25 protein-coding genes are annotated in these 23123 nt (G+C 39.4%); 23 read left to right on the top strand and 2 right to left on the bottom strand.

Annotated elements, in window-relative coordinates:
• Positions 1-30 precede the first annotated feature (30 nt).
• From IJI01_RS02685 to IJI01_RS02670, 4 genes are all read left to right on the top strand, one after another.
• Positions 31-588, top strand: coding sequence for a hypothetical protein (locus tag IJI01_RS02685; protein ID WP_292185478.1), 558 nt, complete (start codon positions 31-33; stop codon positions 586-588).
• A 16-nt stretch (positions 589-604) separates the two neighbouring features.
• Positions 605-1141, top strand: a complete 537-nt coding sequence (locus tag IJI01_RS02680; RefSeq protein WP_292185476.1) for a cob(I)yrinic acid a,c-diamide adenosyltransferase — start codon at positions 605-607, stop codon at positions 1139-1141.
• A 128-nt stretch (positions 1142-1269) separates the two neighbouring features.
• Positions 1270-3864, top strand: a complete 2595-nt coding sequence (clpB, locus tag IJI01_RS02675; protein ID WP_292185473.1) for an ATP-dependent chaperone ClpB — start codon at positions 1270-1272, stop codon at positions 3862-3864.
• A 40-nt stretch (positions 3865-3904) separates the two neighbouring features.
• Positions 3905-4087 (top strand): DUF4250 domain-containing protein, encoded by a 183-nt coding sequence (locus tag IJI01_RS02670; protein WP_029232024.1) that lies wholly within the window; start codon positions 3905-3907, stop codon positions 4085-4087.
• A 46-nt stretch (positions 4088-4133) separates the two neighbouring features.
• Here the strand turns inward: IJI01_RS02670 and IJI01_RS02665 are convergent, their stop codons facing one another.
• Positions 4134-4607, bottom strand: coding sequence for a Crp/Fnr family transcriptional regulator (locus IJI01_RS02665; RefSeq protein WP_292185466.1), 474 nt, complete (start codon positions 4605-4607; stop codon positions 4134-4136).
• Positions 4608-4817: 210 nt separating this feature from the next.
• Here IJI01_RS02665 and IJI01_RS02660 point away from each other — a divergent pair, with 210 nt between their 5' ends.
• The 10 genes from IJI01_RS02660 to IJI01_RS02615 all read left to right on the top strand — a co-directional run bounded on the left by IJI01_RS02660 (position 4818) and on the right by IJI01_RS02615 (position 12994).
• On the top strand, positions 4818-5543 hold the full coding sequence (locus tag IJI01_RS02660) for a CpsB/CapC family capsule biosynthesis tyrosine phosphatase (protein WP_292185464.1): 726 nt from the start codon (positions 4818-4820) through the stop codon (positions 5541-5543).
• Between the two features lie 34 nt (positions 5544-5577).
• Positions 5578-6315, top strand: coding sequence for a YveK family protein (locus tag IJI01_RS02655; RefSeq protein ID WP_292185461.1), 738 nt, complete (start codon positions 5578-5580; stop codon positions 6313-6315).
• 24 nt (positions 6316-6339) lie between these two features.
• On the top strand, positions 6340-7170 hold the full coding sequence (locus IJI01_RS02650) for a polysaccharide biosynthesis tyrosine autokinase (RefSeq protein WP_292185458.1): 831 nt from the start codon (positions 6340-6342) through the stop codon (positions 7168-7170).
• 16 nt (positions 7171-7186) lie between these two features.
• Positions 7187-7660 carry a hypothetical protein gene (locus tag IJI01_RS02645; protein ID WP_292185457.1) on the top strand — a complete coding sequence of 158 codons (474 nt, stop codon included), beginning with the start codon at positions 7187-7189 and terminating at the stop codon, positions 7658-7660.
• A 21-nt stretch (positions 7661-7681) separates the two neighbouring features.
• Positions 7682-8740, top strand: coding sequence for an LCP family protein (locus tag IJI01_RS02640; protein WP_292185454.1), 1059 nt, complete (start codon positions 7682-7684; stop codon positions 8738-8740).
• Between the two features lie 88 nt (positions 8741-8828).
• Positions 8829-9521: a class B sortase gene (locus tag IJI01_RS02635; RefSeq protein WP_292185451.1), complete on the top strand. Its 693-nt coding sequence runs from the start codon at positions 8829-8831 to the stop codon at positions 9519-9521.
• A 36-nt stretch (positions 9522-9557) separates the two neighbouring features.
• Entirely contained in the window at positions 9558-10370 is an 813-nt protein-coding gene (locus IJI01_RS02630) for a hypothetical protein (RefSeq protein ID WP_292185449.1), read from the top strand.
• Positions 10371-10505: 135 nt separating this feature from the next.
• The gene (hisC, locus tag IJI01_RS02625) at positions 10506-11561 is read left to right on the top strand and encodes a histidinol-phosphate transaminase (RefSeq protein ID WP_292185447.1); all 1056 of its coding nucleotides are present in this window, start codon (positions 10506-10508) and stop codon (positions 11559-11561) included.
• Positions 11562-11641: 80 nt separating this feature from the next.
• Entirely contained in the window at positions 11642-12124 is a 483-nt protein-coding gene (locus IJI01_RS02620) for a COG2426 family protein (RefSeq protein WP_292185444.1), read from the top strand.
• Positions 12125-12145: 21 nt separating this feature from the next.
• Positions 12146-12994 (top strand): class I SAM-dependent DNA methyltransferase, encoded by an 849-nt coding sequence (locus tag IJI01_RS02615; protein ID WP_292185441.1) that lies wholly within the window; start codon positions 12146-12148, stop codon positions 12992-12994.
• A gap of 71 nt (positions 12995-13065) precedes the next feature.
• On the opposite strand, the gene dapF is transcribed toward IJI01_RS02615, so the two are convergent.
• Entirely contained in the window at positions 13066-13938 is an 873-nt protein-coding gene (gene dapF / locus IJI01_RS02610) for a diaminopimelate epimerase (protein ID WP_292185438.1), read from the bottom strand.
• A gap of 167 nt (positions 13939-14105) precedes the next feature.
• Here dapF and IJI01_RS02605 point away from each other — a divergent pair, with 167 nt between their 5' ends.
• From IJI01_RS02605 to IJI01_RS02565, 9 genes are all read left to right on the top strand, one after another.
• Complete coding sequence (locus IJI01_RS02605) at positions 14106-15152, top strand: acyltransferase family protein (protein WP_292185435.1); 1047 nt, start codon at positions 14106-14108, stop codon at positions 15150-15152.
• Positions 15133-16665, top strand: a complete 1533-nt coding sequence (locus tag IJI01_RS02600) for a hypothetical protein (RefSeq protein WP_292185432.1) — start codon at positions 15133-15135, stop codon at positions 16663-16665. The genes IJI01_RS02605 and IJI01_RS02600 overlap by 20 nt, the downstream gene beginning before the upstream one ends.
• Before the next feature lie 19 nt (positions 16666-16684).
• A complete protein-coding gene (locus tag IJI01_RS02595) occupies positions 16685-18217 on the top strand; it encodes a glycosyltransferase family 39 protein (protein WP_292185429.1) in 1533 nt (510 codons plus the stop codon).
• 264 nt (positions 18218-18481) lie between these two features.
• Positions 18482-18955, top strand: a complete 474-nt coding sequence (pssD, locus tag IJI01_RS02590) for a PssD/Cps14F family polysaccharide biosynthesis glycosyltransferase (protein WP_292185426.1) — start codon at positions 18482-18484, stop codon at positions 18953-18955.
• A complete protein-coding gene (gene pssE / locus IJI01_RS02585) occupies positions 18898-19428 on the top strand; it encodes a PssE/Cps14G family polysaccharide biosynthesis glycosyltransferase (RefSeq protein WP_292185424.1) in 531 nt (176 codons plus the stop codon). The genes pssD and pssE overlap by 58 nt, the downstream gene beginning before the upstream one ends.
• 27 nt (positions 19429-19455) lie before the next feature.
• Positions 19456-20859 carry a sugar transferase gene (locus IJI01_RS02580; RefSeq protein ID WP_330623018.1) on the top strand — a complete coding sequence of 468 codons (1404 nt, stop codon included), beginning with the start codon at positions 19456-19458 and terminating at the stop codon, positions 20857-20859.
• Positions 20860-20878: 19 nt separating this feature from the next.
• Positions 20879-21142 carry a lasso peptide biosynthesis PqqD family chaperone gene (locus IJI01_RS02575; RefSeq protein ID WP_292185421.1) on the top strand — a complete coding sequence of 88 codons (264 nt, stop codon included), beginning with the start codon at positions 20879-20881 and terminating at the stop codon, positions 21140-21142.
• A gap of 16 nt (positions 21143-21158) precedes the next feature.
• Positions 21159-22154 carry a glycosyltransferase family 2 protein gene (locus tag IJI01_RS02570; protein WP_292185419.1) on the top strand — a complete coding sequence of 332 codons (996 nt, stop codon included), beginning with the start codon at positions 21159-21161 and terminating at the stop codon, positions 22152-22154.
• A gap of 42 nt (positions 22155-22196) precedes the next feature.
• Entirely contained in the window at positions 22197-23096 is a 900-nt protein-coding gene (locus IJI01_RS02565) for a glycosyltransferase family 32 protein (RefSeq protein ID WP_292185416.1), read from the top strand.
• The last annotated feature ends 27 nt before the right edge of the window (positions 23097-23123 follow it).

Raw genomic sequence — 23123 nt, 5'->3', positions numbered from 1 at the left:
TGAGCATATTTTTTAGAAAGACATGCGAACATGAATTTTATTCCACTTAAGGTGTCGCTTGATGAAGGATGCATATCGGATTTCATCAGGCGATATCATTTTGAAGAAAAAGATAAAAACGACATATTGCGTCTCTACAGACAGATTGGGCCGAGAGTTCATGCGGAGTTTCACTATGTGATTGATGATGACCGGGCGATTGTTATCGTAACGCTCGGCCAGGCTTTTGATGAGTATCAGGAAAGCCTTTTATCCAAGGGTGATATCCACAGGGGATATATGCTTGATTGCATCGGGCTTGAGCTTTTGTGGGCTGCTTACGACGAGATTGACAGAGAGATTTATGAGCGCACTGGCAAGTATGTTGGAAACTATACTTTTGCAGGAGATAATGATCTTCCTGTAGCAGAAGTGCCAAGACTCATGAATCTTTTGGGACAGAAGGTTATATCTTACAATGAAGCATACGCTCTCATTCCTAAAAAGAGTGTCCTTTTCATGGCACCTCTTTTAGCTGATAAGATACACAAGAATGCACGCTGCGCATCATGTAGTAATACAAAATGTGCTATGAGGCAATCTGCTTAATGGACAAGGAGAAAATATGTCAGAAGAAAAAAGAGGACTGATCCATTTATATACAGGAGACGGAAAAGGCAAGACAACTGCAGCTATAGGACTTGCTGTAAGGGCAGCAGGGGCTGGAATGAAGGTTGTTTTTGCTCAGTTCATGAAAGGTAGAGATACCTCCGAGCTTAAGAGCCTCAGTAGCCTTGAGGGCATTACAATAGTCAGAAATGATAAAGATCTTGGCTGGTTTAAGAAGGATGACAAAGAGCAGGCTGATAGCTACACACAGGTGCACAATAGTATCCTTGATGAAATAGAGACCTTTATCATGAATGGAGAGTGTGATGTTCTGATTCTGGATGAGGTTACTTATCCGTATAATTATGGGATTATTGATAAAGAGAGACTGCAGGCTCTTATCGAGGATAAACCAGAAGACCTTGAAATAATTCTGACAGGACGTAACGCACCGGAATTTATGACTGAGGCAGCAGATTACCTGACAGAAATGAAGTGCCATAAACACCCGTATGAGCAGGGAATACAGGCCAGACGCGGAATCGAATATTAATGATATAGGTGTCAAGATTCAAAATGCTTCATGTTTACAAAAGTATTGACATATGAAAAGAGGGCTGTTATAGTTGTAATAGAACAATACAAACAACCCTTTTTCTTTTTGCTCGGAGGGGAGGCATTATGAATATACAGAAATTTACACAGAAATCTATAGAGGCAGTTAATAGCTGTGAGAAGGTTGCTATGGAATATGGCAACCAGGAGATAGAGCAGGAACATCTTCTCTATGCCCTTATGACCATAGATGACAGTCTTATAGCCAAGCTTGTGGAGAGAATGGGCATTGATACAACAGCTTTTCTGAGTAGGATCGAGCAGGGTCTGGCTAAGAGGACCAAGGTTCAGGGTGGTAATCCATACGTGGGATCAGACCTTAACAAGGCACTTTTGTCTGCTGAGGATGAGGCTAAGGCTCTTGGAGATGAATATGTCTCTGTTGAGCATCTGTTCATGGCAGTTATCAAGAAGCCTAACAGAGAAGTTAAAGAGATACTTAGAGAGTTTGGCATCGACAGGAACAGATTCCTTCAGGTTCTCTCAGAGGTCAGAGGCAATAGAAATGTAACTACTGATAACCCTGAGGCAACCTATGATACTCTCAACAAATACGGAACAGAGCTTGTTGAGAAGGCCAGGAGACAGAAGCTTGATCCTGTAATAGGCCGTGACACCGAGATCAGAAATGTTATCAGGATACTGTCCAGGAAGACCAAGAATAACCCGGTTCTCATTGGTGAACCAGGTGTTGGTAAGACTGCAGTAGTTGAGGCTCTTGCTCAGAGAATAGCTAGTGGCGACGTTCCAACAGCTCTTAAGGACAAGAAGATTTTTTCCCTTGATATGGGAGCCCTTGTGGCTGGTGCCAAGTATAGAGGTGAGTTCGAAGAGAGACTTAAAGCTGTACTTGAGGATGTCAAAGAGTCCGATGGAGAGATCATTCTTTTCATAGATGAATTGCATCTTATCGTTGGCGCAGGTAAGACTGACGGCGCTATGGATGCCGGCAATATGCTCAAGCCTATGCTAGCCAGAGGTGAACTTCACTGTATCGGAGCTACAACTCTTAATGAGTACAGACAGTACATCGAGAAGGATGCGGCTCTTGAGAGACGTTTTCAGCCAGTTATGGTAGATGAACCTACAGTTGAGGATACCATCAGTATTCTTCGTGGCCTCAAGGAGAGATATGAGGTTTATCACGGTGTTAAGATCATGGACAGTGCGCTGGTTAGTGCAGCTGTTCTGTCTAACAGATATATTTCAGACAGATTCCTTCCAGATAAGGCTATAGACCTCGTGGATGAGGCCTGTGCTCTCATCAAGACTGAGATGGATTCCATGCCTGCAGAGCTTGATGAACTGAACCGTAAGATCATGCAGATGCAGATAGAAGAGGCAGCGCTCAAGAAGGAGGATGACTCTCTTAGCAAGGAGAGACTTAATAACCTGCAGAAGGAGCTGGCTGAGCTTCAGGAGGAGTTCGACCTTCGCAAGACTCAGTGGTCCAATGAAAAAGAGGCAGTTGATAAGCTCGCAGCAATGCGTGAGCAGATAGATACCATTAACTCAGAGATAGCGATTGCTCAGAGAGATGGCGATTATGAGAAGGCTGGTGAGCTTCAGTATGGCAAGCTTCCTGCTCTTAAGAAGGAGCTGGAAGAGGCAGAAGCTCTTGTAAGAGAGAAGGAGTCTGAAACAACACTCGTCCACGAGAGAGTATCAGATGAGGAAATTGCAGGAATTATCAGCAGATGGACAGGTATCCCTGTTAACAAGCTTACTGAGAGTGAGAGAAATAAGACTCTTCATCTTCCAGATGAGCTTCATCAGAGAGTTATCGGACAGGACGATGCAGTTGTTAAGGTATCTGAAGCTATTATGAGATCCAAGGCTGGTATCAAGGATCCAACCAAGCCAATTGGTTCCTTCCTGTTCCTGGGCCCTACCGGTGTTGGTAAGACAGAGCTTGCTAAGAGTCTTGCTCAGGCACTGTTTGATGATGAGAACAACATGGTCAGAATCGACATGAGTGAGTACATGGAGAAGTACAGCGTATCCAGACTTATCGGAGCGCCTCCAGGATATGTAGGCTATGATGAAGGCGGCCAGCTCACTGAGGCAGTCAGAAGAAAGCCTTATGCAGTAGTTCTTTTTGATGAGGTTGAGAAGGCGCACCCTGATGTATTCAATATCCTTCTGCAGGTGCTGGATGATGGACGTATTACAGATTCTCAGAGCAGAACTGTAGATTTCAAGAATACCATTCTAATTATGACTTCTAACATAGGTGCTCAGTACCTGCTTGATGGTATCAGAGACGATGGTACAATTAGTGAGGATGCGGAAAAAGAGACTATGGAGGACCTTAGAGCGCACTTCAGGCCAGAGTTCCTCAACAGACTTGATGAGATCATCATGTTCAAGCCTCTCACTAAGGACAACATTGGAGGTATTGTAGACCTTGTAATTGCTGACCTCAACAAGAGACTTGCAGACAGAGAGATAACAGTTAAGCTTACTGATGCTGCCAAGGATTATGTCATTGACAATGCTTATGATCCTATCTATGGTGCTCGTCCGCTTAAGAGATATATTCAGAAGTATGTTGAGACATTGTCAGCTAAGCTTATTTTGGAAGATAGAGTTCAGCCTCATGATGCAATAGAGTTTGATGTAGAAGGTGGCGAGCTCACAGCCAGAGCATCCAAGAACTGATAATTACTGTAAATAGATTGATCATGAAAAGGGAGACGAAATGATACCACAGGATCCAGTGATGTTATTAAGCTTTATCAACATGAAGCTTCGCGATGAATACGGAAGTCTCGATGCCCTGGCAGAAGGACTTGATATCAGTAGCGATGAGATGGAGGCAATTGTTATCAAGTTGCGTGACCTTGGATACGAATACAAGCCGGAATTTAACAAGTTTGCCTAAGCGAATGCAAATAGAAATCGGAGACAGAAAAACTGTCTCCGATTTTTTATCTGATAAATCTCGAGGATGAGCTCTGAGTATTGTACTTGGCAAACTGTTTGGAGAAGAATGCCTTATATTCCTTGAACTCCTCGGGCTTAGCATTGAATTTGTTTTTCTTATCCATATCATCAAATACAAGATTCATGGAGTATTGCATGTTGTACATAGTATTGGCCATGTGCTGCATGATCTGCAATATATCGTGATGATTTGTCTTAATGTATTCGTCTATTTCGGACATGGTAATTCGCTGTACAAGGATATCAGAATAAGCTACCACAGTATATATTGCGGGCTTTTGAGCCAGAAGACCGATCTCACCAAAGTATGAGCCCTTAGACAGGATTCCCAGAATCGATTCATTCTCTGTGCCGTAGCCACAGTAGACTTCTACGCTGCCCTGGATAATCTTATACATATCCATGTTTACTTCATCTTCTCTGATTATTACAGTTCCTTCGGGGATTTGCATCATCATAATAACTACCTCGCAAAAAGAATCCACAAGCAAACGACTTTATGTATATATAATATCATATTTGCGCTCTCTATATGTTGAAACAAGCCTTGATTTTGGCACATCATATTGAAACGGTACATTTTATGGGTGTATAATAAATTTGTAATATCATACACATTTTTATGTAATAGTGTGATGAGATTGCAATAATGAGACAGGGGGAGCGGGATGCTTTCATCTATCGATATTCACTGTCATATTATGCCAGGAGTTGATGACGGGTCTCCGGACGTAGAGACAAGTCTAAATATGCTACAAACAGCAGAAAAAAATGGTGTCGAGAGCATCATCTTAACACCGCATCATAAGCCAATGCACCATAATGTCAGCCCGGAGCATAACAGAGTTTATTGCGAGAGGCTGCAGAAAAAGGCCCAGAAGGCGGGGCTTAATATACGTCTATATTCTGGAAACGAAATATACTACAGCGATGAGACTCAAAGAGAACTTGAAAACGGCAAAATATGTACTCTGGCAGACTCTGACTATGTTCTTGTGGAGTTTCATCCAACTAATCCATATAAAGCAATTCATAATGCCATGTACCAGGTTCAGGCAGCAGGATTTATTCCTATCGTGGCCCATGTAGAAAGATATAGCGACATAGTATCCCATGCTTCTTATGTAGAAGATCTGGTGGACATGGGATGTTATATTCAGGTTAATGCCTCTAGTATTATGGGGAAATATGGATTTGGAATCTCGCATTTTACCAAAAAGCTCTTAAAGAACAGGCTTGTACATTTTGTGGCTACGGATGCGCATGATAACAAGTCGAGAGCACCGGAAATTCTGGACTGCAGAAATTATGTGGCAAAAAAGTTTGGCGAAGGATACAGCAACAAGATTTTTTACGATAATCCAATGTCAGTTATTCAGAACGAGATGCTGTGAAAAATAGTATTGTGGCAACATACAGGGGAATTTGATGAACAACAGAGATGACGTACTAGAAATTAATCTTGGGGAATTATTTGCAGTACTTTTGGGAAGGGCATTCCTTATTATCAGTGCGGGAGTTTTCTTTGCACTGGCAGGTCTTTTCCTGAGCAAATTCGTTATTCACCCTGAATACGAATCGACAACCAAGATATATATCCTGAACAAGGAAGAAAACCAGACTGTAACCTATTCTGATGTGCAGATATCCACGCAGCTCACTCAGGATTATGCTGAGCTTATTAAGTCAAGGCGAGTTCTGGAGGAGGTTATACAAAGACTCCATCTGACAGATATGGAGTACAAGGATCTGTACGATGTGCTTAAGGTGGATACGCCGTCTGATACACGTATCGTTGCTATTACAGTAAGGGACGAAGATCCACTGATGGCAATGAGAATAGCGAACTGTATCAGAGAGGTGGCCAGCGAACATATCACCAACGTTATGGACATCGATGCCATCAATATCGCAGAGACTGCCAATGTGCCTACTGATAAGGCGAGCCCTTCAGTTGCCAGATGGACGGTTATTTCGGGATTTATAGGTGCGGTTGTTGTAGCGTTTTTTGCAATACTTGGATATTTACTGGATGACTCCATAAAGAGCAATGACGACGTTGAGAGATATCTGGGTCTTAGCACCTTAGCTCTTATACCACTTACTACAGACGAAATGGAAGAGAAAAAGAAAAAGGCCAAGGCCAAGAAAACGAAAAAGAAGTAAACACCAGCGTATTTAGGGGGACTAATGCAGAACGCCAAGCTTCATTTCAGCCAATCAGAGAATAATTATCAGATAAAAGAGGCCTACAAGACCCTTAGAAGTAATATCGAATTCAGTGGTCAGAACGTGAAGGTAGTATCTGTAACAAGCTGCACACCAGGCGAAGGAAAAACAACCGTTGCCATGGCTCTTGCAAGAGCTTTTGCCGAGGCAGGTAAAAAGACAGTCCTGGTTGATGCAGATATGCGTAAATCTGTCCTTGTGGGCCGATATAAGACTGGTTCTGTAAGACTTGGACTTACACATTGCCTTGTGGGAAGAGAGAGGCTATCAAGCGTTATATGCGAAACTGACACACCTAATCTCTATGTAATATTCAGCGGACCTGTTCCGCCTAACCCAAGTGAGCTTTTGGGAGGCAGGATTTTTGGTAAGGCCCTTGAGAATATGAAGCAGGTCTTTGACTACATAATCGTGGATACACCTCCTCTTGGAAGTGTAATCGATGCGGCTGTTGTAGCCAAGCAGTGTGACGGTACAGTAATGGTAATTGAGAGCAATGCCATCAGCTACAGATTTGCACAGAGAGTCAAGGATCAGCTCGATAAAGCTGGAGCCAAGATGCTGGGCGTTGTCCTAAATAAGGTTGATATAGCTGGCAAGGGCTATTACGGCCACTATGGAAGCTACTATGGCAAGTATTATGGCAAGTATTACGGCAAGTACTATGGCAAGTACGGCGAAGATAATATAGATATTCCTAAAAAGCCAAGTCAGACCATCGCAGATCCTGAACCGGATGACGATGATATGGACGAGCTTAATTATCTTGCTGGAGTTATGAGAAAAGACTAATACGGGAGCAAACAAAGTGAAGGGAAATATTCTGGGGATATTTTTTACAATACTAAGCGGAGTTCTGATAGCCTTTATCATTATTGCCTATGGCAGAAGTGACAGACAGGCGCCGGAATTCAGATTTTCTGCCCTTAATCTTGTGTATGATTCCAAAACTGAGGAATCTGATCTTATTGCTGGGATAAATGCATATGATTCCAGGGATGGAGATCTTACCAGCAGGATTGTAGTGGAAAAAGTAGTCCTTAACAGGGATGCAGAGACTGCTGTGGTTTATTATGCAGTTGCTGATTACAGCGGAAATGTATCCAAGCAGTCCAGAGTCTTTCCGGCTGATATCGCAGATATAGAAAGCGATGGCGAGGTGGACGAAGAATTTGAGGATGAACAGTTCCCTAATCTGGGGCTATTTGATGGAGCTATGGAATATAGCAGTGCTGAGGGAAGCTCTTTAACTGAAGGTGCAGAAGCAGAGATAACACAGTAAAACTGGATTGGAGAAATGCCTATGCGTAAAGTGGGCACGGTATTCCTCGTGGTCTGGGCCGTTCTGATGACATTTGTCGCAGGTGGTCTTGTTGGTTTTGAGGCTATGAGGTTATTTGGAAAATCGAATCTGGATTCTAAGTCGGCAACCAGCGCACCAATGCTGGATCAGGCTGGCGCGGAATATTCTGTCGATACTACCGGAAAGTGGCAGAGCGACTGGGTCAGATATGATGGTGGTGTCTATGATTACAACGAAGATATCATTACCTTTCTTGTAATGGGCATTGATAAGGATGATGAAGTAGTTAAAGAGGTAAAAGAGGGAGTTGATGGAGGACAGGCAGACGCTCTTTTTCTTTTAGTATTAAATCCACACAATGAGAGCATTAAGATAATTGGCATCAATAGAAATACTATGACTGATGTTGATATCTATGATGAATATGGCAGATATATGACAACAATGATAGCGCAGATTGCTGTTCAGCATGGCTTTGGTAATGGTATGGAGGAGTCCTGTGAGTACCAGGTTAAGGCAGTTTCAAATCTCTTTTACCAGCTTCCAATCCATGGATATGCTGCCATCAATATGAGTGCAATTCCTACTATCAACGACATGGTTGGAGGAGTGGACGTTACAGTACTTGAGGATCTGACCAAGTTTGATAAAAAACTTGTAGAAGGTGAACAGGTACATCTTGAGGGCCAGACAGCTTTCCATTATGTGAAGAGCAGAGATATCAAGCTATATGGCTCAAGTGACAGGAGACTTGAGAGACAAAGACAGTATCTTAATGGCTTTATCAGAGCTGCCAGAGAGGCGAGCTCTGAAAATACTAACGCTGCTGTTCAGATCTTTACAGAGATCAGTGATGCCATGGTCACGAATATATCAGCTGATGAGGTTTCGTATCTTGCTCCGGACATGATCAAATATTCTTTTGATCCGACGGATTTTATGATGATAAATGGTAAAACCACCAGAGGAGAAGACTTGGAGGAGTTCTATGTAGATGAGGATGATCTGTATAGAACCATAATCGAAGTTTTTTATGAAAAAGTTGATAATGTGGACTAAAGTAATGAGACAAAATAGCCGATATATATTTAGCATAGGTATGAAAACACTAAAAAGGGCTTTAGCACTGTGTCTGGCGGCTGTATTGATGTGTGGATGCGCATCTGATGAAGTGCCGATAGATTCCAGTACGGGAAATGAAGAAGATGAGTCCTTTGTAGATTTTCAGAAGCTGGCAGTTACGAACAGTGACATTTTTGCCTGGGTTAGAATTCCCGGAACTATGATAGATTATCCTGTTCTGCAAAATGCAGATGGCGATGATAACTTTTATCAGACGCATGACAGCACAGGAAGGGTTGACCCAAAGGGGGCAATACATATAGAAGCTGCAAATATCGCAGACATGTGTGATTTTAACGAAGTTTTTCTTGGGTCATCACCATCTGATGGAACGATGTTTGCAAGCCTTAATAAGTATTTAGACCGGACATATTTTGATGAGAACCCTTTTATTCATGTATATATGGATGGAAATGCTCTTGCATACTATGTGTTTGCTGCTTATGAAAGGGAAAATACGAGACTTTTAGAGCAATATGATTTCTCGTATGCATCTGGTTGTCAGGCATTTATAGATGAGATATTTGAATCAAGGAGTATGTCCAAACTGATCAGGAATGGATGGGAAGGACAGGTAAAACCTGAGAATTTCCTACTGACACTATCAACTGTTAATCCTGATACAGGGAAGCAGATTGTAGTGATCGGATGTTTGATTGGCGACGTAGCAGGGACGATTGACAGATATGTGGATTACGGAGACCCTGAGGAATATTAAAAACTTGCAACTCAGAATAATGGAGGCGAGGAAAAGATGAAGAAGATTCTGGCTCTTATGTTAGCAGGAACAATGTTAGTATTCTCTACAGTATGTGCGTTTGCATCTGATGGATCGAGCATTCCTGGCACACCTAGTGCGGAGGCATCTTATTGGAGAAGCGTAGCAGAACAGTACGAGAAGGCTGCAGAAGAAGCAAGAAAGGCTGCTTCAGATACTCAGGAAGCCTTGGATAAGGCCGAAAAGGTCATAGAAGACGCTAATAATACTAACAGAGAGATGCAGAAGCAGATTAACAACTATGCTAAGCTTGCATCGCAGCAGAGCGCGCAGATCAGTAAGCTTTCCAAGGAAGCTGGTGAAACGTCCAAGAAACTTGAGATGGTAGCCAACGATAGAAAGAATGCAGCAGGCAGAGGCGGATCATCAGGTAATGATGTGAGAAATCAGGCTCTTATCCGCAACAACGCAGTTTCTTATGGTGGAAACATTGTTGGTCAGGGCGGCCACGTAGAGATAAATGGCGGCAAGAGTAATGTAACATTTATTGTTGGAGTTCCTGATGGCGGAACAATGACATCAGCTAATAGTCTTGCAGCAAACCTTAAGGGATCACTTCTTAACTGCGTAACTGTAACTTCTACAGTAGCATTTAAGAATGCGAAAGTTAACTTCTATGTAACTGGAGTAACTGCTGGTGATAACATCGCTGTATACCAGGTGCAGAATGGCAAATGGGTTCAGCTTCCTACAGCAGAGATCAGGCAGGATCATGTAGTTGTCAACATGACAAGATATGGAACTCTTGCTTTCATCAGAGTGCCTGTACTTGCATCTGTGACCAACTAACATATCAACCCGGAAATGATGATATTTACAGACAGGAAAATGTTTCGGCATTTTCCTGTTTTTGTGTATGGAAATAAATACTTTATTGTGGTAGAGTAAGAAAGTGAAACAAGATTGAGTAAGAGAGGTTGTTATATGAGCTGGGAAAGTAATGTTAGAAAGGTTGTGCCTTATACACCGGGAGAGCAGCCTAAGATTAAGAATATAATCAAATTAAATACAAATGAAAATCCATATCCGCCAGCACCAGCGGTTGCTGAAAGACTTAAGAGCATGGACGTGTCAGACTTTAGAAAGTATCCTGATCCTACATGTTCTGTACTGGTTGATGCAATTGCTGACTACTATAAGGTGGATAAAAAGAATGTTTTTGTAGGTGTTGGCTCTGATGATGTACTGGCTATGGCTTTTATGACCTTCTTTAACTCAGATAAGCCAGTGCTTTTCCCAGATATCACATATTCTTTCTATGATGTGTGGGCAGAGCTTTTCAGGATTCCTTACAGACAGATCCCTCTTAAAGAGGATTTCTCTATTGATACGGAGGACTACCTCACAGAAAATGGCGGAATTGTCATTGCTAACCCTAATGCACCAACGGGAGTTGAGCTGGAAAGAGACTCTGTAGAGAAAATTATTGCTATGAACCCAGATAGTGTTGTTATCGTTGATGAAGCTTATATTGACTTTGGCGGCCATTCTGTCATAGATCTGATCGATAAATATGATAATCTTCTTGTGGTTCAGACTTTCTCCAAATCAAGGTCCATGGCAGGAATGAGAATTGGATATGCCTTTGGCTGTGAAAAGCTGATTAAATACATGTCCGATGTGAAATTCTCTTTTAACTCCTATACAATGAATATGCCAGCTCTTGAGCTTGGAGCTCTTGCAGTTGCAGATAAAGAGTACTTTGAGAAGACCAGGGACAAGGTAGTAGCTACAAGGGAAAGAGCTAAGGTTTCGTTAAGAGAATTAGGATTTGAATTTGCAGATTCCAAGACTAACTTTATCTTTGCCAAGCATCCGAATAAACCAGGTAAAGAGATATTTGATGAGCTTAGAAAAAGAGATATCATCGTAAGACGCTGGGATATTGACAGAATCAAGGAATATCTGAGAATTTCCATAGGAACTGACGAGGAAATGGATAAGCTTGTGGCGGCGCTAAAAGAGATTATTGGTGCCTGAGTTGACTAGTGTCTAATATTTCGATATGATACGTTTTGCTGTGTATTTTATATTTTGAAATATTAGAAGGAGATTAATCCATGTTTTTAAAGTATTTATCAGTATTTTTGTGGGCAATGGTTCCACTTGTAGAGCTTAGAGGTGCTATTCCGATTGCGCATGGAATTCATGCTGTTGATCCTGAATTTAATCTTAAGCTTGCATATGTACTCATAGCTATTGGCAATATGCTCCCAGTGCCGTTTATTTTCTTCTTTGCAAGAAAAGTTCTTGAGTGGGGAAAAGATAAGCCTGTAATTGGTAAGTTCTTTACCTTCTGCCTTGAAAAGGGTGAAAAGGGTGGACGTAAGCTTCAGGCTACAGCTGGAAGAGGCTTATTTGTAGCTCTTTTGTTGTTCGTAGGAATTCCAGTTCCTGGAACAGGTGCATGGACAGGTACTCTTGCTGCATCTATTCTTGATATGGATTTCAAGTCCAGCGTTCTTGCTGTTATCTGCGGCGTTGCGCTTGCTGGAATCATCATGAGCATCGTGAGCTTTGTTATTGTAGGTGTTGTAGTTTAATAGATTACAGAGGTCTTATCTATGGAAGCTTATTCTGATTTTGCAACTGTATATGATACCTTTATGGATGAAACCCCATACGATGTATGGGGTGATTTTGTTGCTGGGCTTATTGAGAAACATGGACTCTCCAAGCCTGTACAAAACATGGTAAATAAAGGCTTAGCCAGCGATGATTCAGAGCAGGGAGAGATAAGCGAGGAAGAGGCCCTTGCCCAGGAGCGTAACCTTGTTGTAGAACTTGGCTGTGGCACTGGTTCTTTTACCCAGGTCATGAAACATAAAGGCTACGACATTATGGGGATAGACATGTCGCCTGATATGCTCAACATAGCAAGGAACAAGGCAGCAGAGGCCGGACTTGATATCATGTACCTGGAACAGGATATGAGAGAGCTGGATCTGTACTGTACTGCTGGAACTATTGTCAGTGTGTGCGATAGTGTCAATTATCTTCTTGAGGACGAGGATGTTATAGAGACCTTTAGGCTGGTCAATAATTTCCTGTATCCCAAGGGAGTATTTATCTTTGATTTCAATACGCTTCACAAGTACAGGGATGTTATCGGAGATGCGACAATAGCTGAGAATCGTGATGACTGCAGCTTTATATGGGATAATTACTATCACGAGGAAGAACATGTCAATGAGTATGATCTGACAATATTTGTTAAGACTTCTGATGATGAAGAGATATTCAGACGTTTCTCTGAGACTCACTACCAAAGGGGCTATACACTTGAGGAAATGCTGGGCTTTGTAAAGGCAGCAGGACTTGAGTTTGTAGAGGCTATTGATGTGGATACCCACCAGGCTCCTGATGAAGAGAGTGAGAGAATATATATCGTAGCTCGTGAGAACGGTAAATAATAAAGATAAAAGGACAAAATCTAGCATATAAGCTAAGTCTTGTCCTTTTTATTTGCTATGCTCTGTGGTGATCAGACGTTGATCTCGCCAGTAAATACTGTTGTAGCAGGGCCTTCCATGATCACAGATGATGCAGGGGCTCCATCCCATGAACAGGTTACGATACCTCCAAGAACGTGGACTGCAACCTTATTGTCTGTGTGGCCGTTTAGAATGCAGGCAACTGTTGTAGCGCAGCATCCTGTACCGCAGGCAAGAGTTTCACCAGTTCCGCGTTCCCATACACGCATATGAACATTTCCGCGGTCATCGACCTTAACAAACTCAGTATTGGTGCGATTAGGGAAAATCTTGTCGTTCTCAAACTTAGGACCAATCTTCTCTATTTCAAAAGTATTAAGATCCACTTCATCAGGAAGAAATACAACTGCGTGAGGATTACCCATTGATACGCAGGTAATTCGCCATTCTGAGCCATCGATAGTTACGGGAACATTTATTATAGCATCTGCCTTTTCCTGACCTTCTATGTTTACTGGAACAAGAGAAGGAGTAAGGATCGGAGCACCCATATCAACCTTAACTGATGTGACAAGATTATCTGCTCCAACTTCAAGATCGATATATTTCTTTTTGCCTGCACTTACGATGACAAGCTTCTTTTTGTCTGTAAGTCTATTATCATAGACGTATTTAGCGACGCATCTGATGCCGTTTCCACACATTTCTGAGCGTGAGCCATCGGCGTTATACATTTCCATTTCAAAGTCTATAGATTCATCATCTACGGGATTTATGAAAATAAGGCCATCAGAGCCAATTCCAAAATGTCTGTCTGAAACTATTTTGGCAAGCTCGGATTTTCTTGCTGATTCAAATATCTCTTTTGACCCATCGACGTAAACATAATCATTTCCACAACCATGCATTTTGGTAAAGATCATATGCTTTTTCCTCCCAATTATATTGTGTAAAGTTAGTTTATTTTACGGCTTTTTACGATTGAATGCAATTGAAGAATTGGAATTTAAAATGCACTTTAAATTGATAATAAAGAATGATATTATAAGTGTGTTTTTGAATTACTATAAAAACGAGAGTTTGTGGGGATATGAATATTATTTACAGCAGAAATTATTCAACGGACAGGTTAAAGGAAACGTATAAGACTATAGATGTATTTAAGTTTGCTTTTTCCTTTTTGGTAATTGCGATTCACACGCGCTTCGTTGATAGTTTTGATAATAATTATTTAACTGAGATATTTAAGCAGATTTTCAGTGTGGCAGTTCCTTTTTTCTTTATGGCTTCAGGATTCTTAATAGAGGCTAAGGTTGAACATTCATCCCAAGAGTATAGTGAAGTTTTAAGAAGGCATCTTTTCAAGATGATTAAGATGTATGTTACATGGAGCATAATATATTCACCATTGGCTATATATGGTTTGATCAAAAAAGGAAATCCTCCTTTAGTCATGATTAGGAGCTATTTTCAACGATTAATATTTGTTGGTGAGCATTATAATACCTGGCATTTATGGTATTTGCTGTCTACTGTATATGCATTTGCGTTGCTGTTTATCTTGTCGCCAAAATTAAAGGTTAATTTCAACCGGATTCTCATAACTGTGGTAATTGTTTTCGCTATTATCGGTACTACTGTTCATTGGATTGCCACTACAACTATGCTTGGCGAGGATGGCGTTGCTAAAACCTTAGTTGCTTCGACTATTGTAGGCGAAAGAGTACTAAATGGACTAATTTTTATACCAATAGGTATGTTGTTGCGTAGATATACTTTTTGTAACAGCTTCAAGATAATAGCATTTATTAGTTGTTTTGCTTTGGATGTAATAGTAAAAAATGATGCTATAAGTAGCATTTTAGCTGCGTTATATTTTGTGCTTCTATTTGAAATACTATTGGAAGTAAAGACAGGGATAGAGAAAACTGTTTTGCTCAGAACAATGAGTACTAATATATATCTGATTCATATGTATGTATGGACTGCTATATGTTTTCTCCTGTATCATAAGCTGGTTTATGGAATACCTGTTTTTATTGTTACAGCACTTTTGTCATTAGCTCTTTCGTGCTTATGGGATGTTATAAAAAAGAAATATCTGGAATCGAGAAAAAATGAAGAATACAAAAGATAGTTATACAGTTTTAGTTTATACAATATTGAAGTGCCTTTTGGCTGCGTTTGTTATTATTGCTATATGTTCAAAGTCTTCTTTTCTTTATCCATTAAATAACTGGGGAGATGCGAATATTTATTTCAATGTAGGAAGAGGAATACTGCATGGTAAGGTACCATACAGGGATATGATCGACCAAAAGGGGCCAATCATTTTTTTTGTTTATGCATTAGGAGAGCTGGTATCTGAAACAAGCTTTATAGGAATTTATATTATTGAAGCTGTATGTGCAACCATCTTTGCCTTTTTTGCATTAAAAACAGTTAGCCTTTTTTATGATACTAAAAGTTATGAGCTAAGCTTAGCTTTTATGATGGCGGCTATTGTATACTCTTGTTTTTCAAATAGACATGGTGGCGGACCTGAGGAAATGAGTGTATGCATCTTTGGCTACCTGTTATATCTGCTTGCCAGATACTTAGAACAAGATGTGTTTCCGAATACAATTGAAACAGTTTTTCTTGGATTAGGTGCCGGAATGCTGTTTTGGACAAAATATAACCTTTGTGCGATATTTATTTCTTCTTTTGTATTTGTCATTATTCATGCGATTAAGCGTAATGAACTGCAATTAGTCTGGAAGGCTTTTGCGTTGGTTCTTTTGGGAGTCATTTTAGTAACTATTCCGATTGTCGGCTATTTTGCAGCGAATGATTCTATAACTATATTTTTCAAGACATATTTCTATGACAACATCTTTTTGTATAGATCAGAGAAGGGCCTTTGGGTGAATCTTCTTTTGGGTTTAAATTCTCTGGTGCAGAAAAGAAATGCTTTGACATTGGCGATGCTGATATTGGGCTTAGGCTGGATGATAAAAAACAAGAGATATATGCTTTTGACATATTTTGTAGTGTCATTTGTTTTTTCATTTGTTATTTTTAATGCAGGCTATCCACAAAAATATAGTAATTTACCTTTATTCGCTTTTTGTGTATTTGGTGTACTTCCTCTTTTTGAAAGGTTGGAAAAGAAAAATATACAATTAAAATTGATTCATTCAGTATGTTCTGTTGTGCTTTTTTCTGTATTGGCCTATGTTTCTTGCATTCATTCATATGACATACTGAGACCTAAAAGTGAGACTGTGCAGTATGTTTTCGCGGATGAAATAAAAAAATCTGGTATAGAAGATTATTCTGTCCTTTATTATGGTCACCTGGATGAAGGCTTTTATGTCGCTGCCAATTATCTTCCTGAGTATAGAGCTTATGTTATGACTAATCAGGTTGGCGATGAGTTTAAAGATTTGCAAAATAGCTATATAAATAATAGAGAACCGGATTTTATTATCACGAGATTAAGGCTTTGCGATTCCAAAGATTACAATGAATATATTGAGAAATTGCCTGAAAAGAAGGTCAAAGAGGTGGTTGCATTTGATGATTTTGGCTATGAGTTAGTAGATGAGGGCTCTTTCTATTTTGAAGAATATGATATAGTTGCCAGATTATATAAGAAAATCGGTTGAAGTGTTGGTAGGGGAAGCAATGAACAAGTTAAATCATTATAGTAAAGATTACGTAGCCATAATGTTAAAATGCCTGATTGCCTCGTTTATAATATTAGCAATCTGTTCAAAATCTTCATTTTTGTATCCACTAAATAGTTGGGGGGATGCAAACGTATATTACAACATAGGAAGAGGAATGCTGCATGGTAAAGTCCCATATAGAGATCTTGCGGATCAAAAAGGACCAATTATTTTCTTTATTTATGCGCTTTCATTGATGTTTAATGAGAAGACATTTTTTGGTGTATTTTTCGTAGAACTTATAAGTGCAACGCTTTTCTTATACTACTCAATAAAAACATTAAAGCTCTTCTGTGACGTTGAAAAAATAGAATCAGGCATTGCGTTTGCTTTGGCTACAGTTACTTTTTCATCACGTCTTTTCGCCGGCGGTGGCGGACCAGAGGAACTTAGTCTGTGCATTTTTTCTTTCCTTGTATATTTGGGAATAAGATATTGGGAAACTGGAATTTTTCCTAATAGAGTGGAGTTGCTTTTCCTTGGCATAGGTGCAGGATTACTCTTTTGGACTAAGTTTAATCTTTGCATTATGTATATTATTATTTTTGTGTTTGTATTAATACATGCCATTAAGCGCAGAGAAGTAACAAGGGTAGGGGAAGCGGTTTTATTTATTGTTATCGGAACGATAATTGTAACCATACCAGTCCTGATCTATTTTGCTGCTAATGATTCTCTTGATATTCTCTTTAGATTATATTTTTATGAGAATGTTTTTATGTATGGAACTGGTCTTGGATTTTTAGGGAATCTGCGTTTTGCGCTATACATGCAGATAGCTAAGCGTAATTTCCCTGCTCTGGCTTTCCTTTTTGTTGGATTTGTCTGGATGTTATATAGCAAGAAAGTTCGCTTGTTCATTTTTTCTATTGTAACATTCGTACTGACTTTCATACTATTGAACTGTGGCCATCCACATGCTTATACTTCAATGCCTGTTATGGTATTTGCTATATTTGGATTTGGTCCCATAGTAGATGTTTTAGCTCGTAAGCATATTGTGGTTAAAAAGCGGCAGGTTGCTTGTATTGCTGTGCTCTTTACTTTAGGAGCATATGTTCTTTGCCAGAATACAAATGAGATGTTAGTTGCTAAAGAGGATACAGTTCAGTACTCTTTTGTAAGAGAGATGGATGAAGGGGATATTAAGGATTATTCTCTTTTGTACTTTGGACCACTTGATACAGGCTTTTACTTTGCTGCTGATTATCTTCCAGAGTGGAGAGCTTATGTGGCTACTAATCAAGGAGGAACAGAACTAACAGATTTACAGTATAGTTATGTTAACAATAAAGAAACCGATTATATTGTGACTAGGATGACATTATGTGATACAGAGCAATATGATCAGATAATCCAGGGGATGACCAAGAATCAGATTGCCAACGTTGTTTCCTTCGATGATTTCTCTTATGAAGTTATCAAAGAGGGCAGTATATATGATAATGGCAAAAAAGTAGCAATCAGACTCTATAAAATAAAAAGCTAATATGTGTATCTTGCGATGAGGTGAGGTTATAGAGCATAAAAAATATGCTTTGTAACCTCCATTTTTTGTCAAATTATGAAAAAATTAGAAAATATAATAATTAATTCGATTTAGCTATTCAAAAATTCTAACAAATATGATAGATTTTATGATTGAAATGAGTATAAAGTAGATATTGTACATGTAGCTTATGGCGTCTCGCATTTGGGGGACAGATATACGTTGTTTTAGGGGGAACCCGTGTATTTGAATGTGGAGGAATGTATGGATAAAGAGGGAACAAAGAAGATCTGCTTTGTTGCATCTTCAGGAGGACATTTAGAGGAAATCTCCAGACTTAAAGGGATTGAGGGGGCATATGATTGCTTTCTTGTCACTGAGAAAAGTGACTTCGTTATAAAGGACTTCTGTGAAAAGAAGTATTATGTTCCTATGATGAACAGAAGGCAGATTAATTTTTTGCCTAAGTTTATTTGGTTGTTCTTTAGGACACTCGTCATCCTTCTTAGAGAAAATCCTGATTTCATTATTACAACTGGTGCTTTAGTAGCATACCCATTTTGCGTGGTGGGCAAGTTTCTAGGTATTAAGGTTATTTATGTTGAGTCTTTTGCAAGAGTCAATGAGCCTTCTCTTACTGGGAAACTTGTGTATAACATGTCAGATCTATTTATGGTACAGTGGGAAGACATGCTTCAGAAATATCCGAAATCGATGCTTGGAGGCGGTATATTTTGATTTTTGTCACTTTAGGCACACAGAAATTTCAAATGAATAGACTTGTTAAGGCGGCAGATGAATTGGCAACGCAAATATCTGAAGAGGTATTTGTGCAAAAGGGATGGTCTGATTATGTGCCTAAGAACTGCGAATATACAGATTTCATGGACGTAGATGAATACAACAAGAAAATAGCTGAGTGTAGTGTATTAGTAACGCACGCAGGAGTTGGAACTATTATTTCCGGGATAAATGCTAAGAAACCGATAATAGTAGTACCACGTAAGAATAAGTATTTAGAACATGTAGATGACCATCAGTGTCAGATAGCGGAGGCTTTCTCATCGAAGGGGTGTGTATTACGGTGTGAGGAAGTGGATGAATTAAAGGATTATATTGAAACAGCAAGGACGTTTGATTTTAAACCATATGAGCTTAAGGGCGGCAACATTGAGGAGACTATAATGAGGTTTATCAATATCTTTGACTAAGACAAGAATTGTTAGGGCAGCATACAGATGAATCGTAGTAATAAAGGAGCAAATACAAATACCATTCAAATGATTGAGGATATACTGGTCCTCTTAATAGTGTATTTTATAGAGCGCAAGGCGTTTGGGAAGGTTATTTTGGAATCGACCAATCTCAAATGCTTCGCGCTTGTTGTTGTTTTTATAGTGATTTATATTTTGTCCAACAAAGAAGCCAGAATTTATAATGTGACATTCTTTTTCTATATAGATAGGTTTTGGAAGATAATCAGTAAGTCCTGGCTTTTGGCAGCTGGTGTTACTATGGGGCTTATGTATGTATATAATCCGCATTATAACGTCAGGAGATTTCATTTGTATTATCTATTGTGGACCTATATCGCCATATGTGTGAATATAGTCATCAGCAGATTTATGCAGATGATATTTACAGATCATCAGGCTCCAAGGGCTGCATTTGTTGGTACTTTCGAGGAGTATGAGAAGTTCAACTATTTCCTGAATAAGACAAGTGTTAAAGTTGATGAAGTGGGATATATATTGGACAGAGAAATGCCTGAAAAGAGGGTATTCAACACTCTTGGAATAATTGGTGATCTTGAACAGATACTCAGGAACAATGAGATAGATCAGGTATATTTCATACAGCATAGTGATGACAATATCGCTCAGATACAGAAATATATAGATATTTGCCTTGAAATGGGTGTTACTGTTAAGGTTGTGCTTGATGTGTCGTATTCTCACAGGATGCATAGATCCAATAGTTATGTGAGCTCAGTTGGAACTTTTCCGCTAATTACTTATCATACGATAGCACTTAATAGCTATGAGCAGGCTATTAAGAGGTTGATGGATCTGGTAATCAGCATTATTGCAACCATAGTTTTATCTCCTGTAATGCTGATAACTGCAATAGCTATTAAGCTTGATTCTCCTGGGCCGGTAATATTTAAACAGGTCAGGGTAGGTCAGAATGGACGAACCTTCAATATATACAAATTCCGCAGCATGTGTGCGGATGCAGAGGACCGTAAGGAAGAACTTTTGGAACAGAATGAAATGGATGGCTTTATGTTCAAAATCAAGAATGATCCAAGAGTAACTAAGGTTGGTAAGTTTATTCGAAAGACCAGTATTGATGAGCTTCCACAGCTGTTTAATGTTATTAAGGGTGATATGAGTCTTGTGGGGACAAGACCACCGACAGTTGATGAGGTTTCTCAGTACAAACGTGGCCAGTGGAGACGTATCAGCATCAAGCCAGGAGTCACGGGCTTATGGCAGATCAGTGGCAGGAACAGCATATCGGACTTTGATGAAGTTGTAGAGCTTGATCTTAGATATATTGATAATTGGTCTTTATACGCAGATATAGCTATTTTGTTTAAGACGGTGGGAGTTCTTTTAACTAAAAAAGGGGCATATTAATTTCTGGAGGAGTTTATAAATGGAAATGAAAGAAGTTGTTAAGCTTAAGAAACAGCTCAATGTCACAGATTTATCTGGGGAAAAGGTTATGATAGATTTTGAGTCTGGCAAATACTTTATGATAAAGGGTGCTGGAAATGACATTTGGGATCTGATTCAGGAAGAAATTACTGTAGAGGACATCATCAAAAAGCTGTTAAGTGAATATGATGTATCTGAAGAGGAGTGTACTACATCTGTAATGGATTTCCTCGGCAAGCTTAAGGAGCTGGATTTTATTTAAACTGATGGTGGGGAGTATGGTAAGTGTAGTTGTTCCAGTGTATAACACTGAGAAGTATTTGAGGAGATGCCTTGATGCGCTTGTTAATCAGACAATTCCTCATTCAGAGATAGAGATTATAGCTGTCAATGATGGCTCAACTGATAGTTCACCTGACATTTTAAGAGAGTATGAGGAGCAGTATCCAGAACTTATCAGAGTTTATCACAAGTTAAATGGTGGGCAGGCAACAGCAAGAAATCTTGGAATCAAGATGGCAAAGGGTGAGTATGTAGGTTTTGCAGATTCTGATGATTATGTTGATGTCACAATGTATGAGAAACTCTGGAATCTGGCAAGAACTCAGGATGCAGACCTCGTAGAATGCCACTATCACAGTATGTTGGAAATTCCTTCAGAAGATGGTGCTTTTCCAACCTACCAGGAAATAGGGACAAGAGGCACAATAAGTGCTCATAGTGATGTCAGGGAGCTTTTTCTTAATCCTCAGGTTTCACCTTGGAATAAGTTATATAAGAAAAGTGCATTGGTTGATAACGATGTATTTTTCCCAGAAGGGATGATCTACGAGGATACTTCTTTTTATATCAAATCACTTCCTTTCATTAAAAAACATGCATATCTTGATGAGAAGCTCGTCTATTATAGTGTCAGACAGAGTTCAACCATGACCAAGAATCTGGGAGCAAAGGTTGGAGACATTTTTAAAGTACTGGATGATATAACTGATTTCTTTAGCAGGAAATGTATTTTTAACCAGTACAAGGATGAGCTTGAGTATTTTTGCGTTAAGATTGCATTCTGTAGTAATTTCAGCAGAATTGGGCGAGTTCCTAATGGTTATTTGAGAAGGGAGCTCTTTGATAAAACTTTTGATTTTGTGAATAAGAAATTCCCATATTACCGCAAGAATAAGTATTTTACAGGCAAGATAGGAATGTATATCAGGTCAGTAGCTAAGTGGAATTGTGGTCCTTATGCTTATATTCTTTCCAAGGTAATGATTGGATGATTGTTCTCCATATATTGGCGTTATAGAAAGGGATTGGATGTCATGTCATTATCTATAAATGTTATTACCGATGTTGAAGTACTGAAAAGAATAAGTGAGCAAAGTAATACCAAAATACCCAAGATAATTCATTATTGCTGGTTTGGCGGGAAACCATTACCGGATGATTTACAGAAGTGCTTTGCAACGTGGGAAAAACTACAGGGCTATACGATAATGCGATGGGATGAATCAAACTGTAGTTTTGATGAGAATGATTTCATAAAAAATGCTTATAAGGATAAGAAGTTCGCTTTCATTAGTGATTTTTACAGAGTAAAGGCGCTTTATGAGTACGGCGGAATATATTTGGACACAGATGTTAAAGTTAATAAAAGCTTTGATGATCTCTTGGACAATGCGGCTTTTTTGAACTTCATATTTGACTGTTCTGTAGGAACTGCAATTATAGGTTCTGAGAAAGGTAATCCTTTAACAAAGGGAATTTTGGATATGTATTATGATACCGTCTTATTGCCAGGGCCTAGAAAAACTAAAGAGAAGGTGTTTGAGTATAAAGACGGCAAATTGTACGTACATGGATACACGACAAATAATTATTATTATACATATTATATTTTGAAGCATTATCCTGAGTTTGTTCTCAACAACAGATACCAGGATTTGAAGGATTTTGTTATTTATCCTAAAGAGTTATTTGAGATAGGAACTATAACGGGTAAACATTATGCCATACATCTGAATTCAGGTAATTGGAGAGTTGGTGCGCAGGATGATGGAGCCAAAGGAAAAATAAAAAAACTGCTTCAGAATAATGATGTAGTTTATGATAAAGTTCAGGTAATTGTTAGAAAAATAAGGTATTGGAAGCTTAATAAAGCAATTCCTTTTTATCAGTATTCGAGAGCTCAAGTGAGTGGGAAGCCACTTCCTGAGCTATAAGGACAGTATAATATAAAAGTTTGAGGT

Origin of the sequence: Butyrivibrio sp., from assembly GCF_017433805.1 — a bacterium.
GTDB lineage: Bacteria > Bacillota > Clostridia > Lachnospirales > Lachnospiraceae > Butyrivibrio.
Note: the sequence above shows the minus strand (reverse complement) of the source record. Positions and strands in the feature narration are given on the sequence as shown.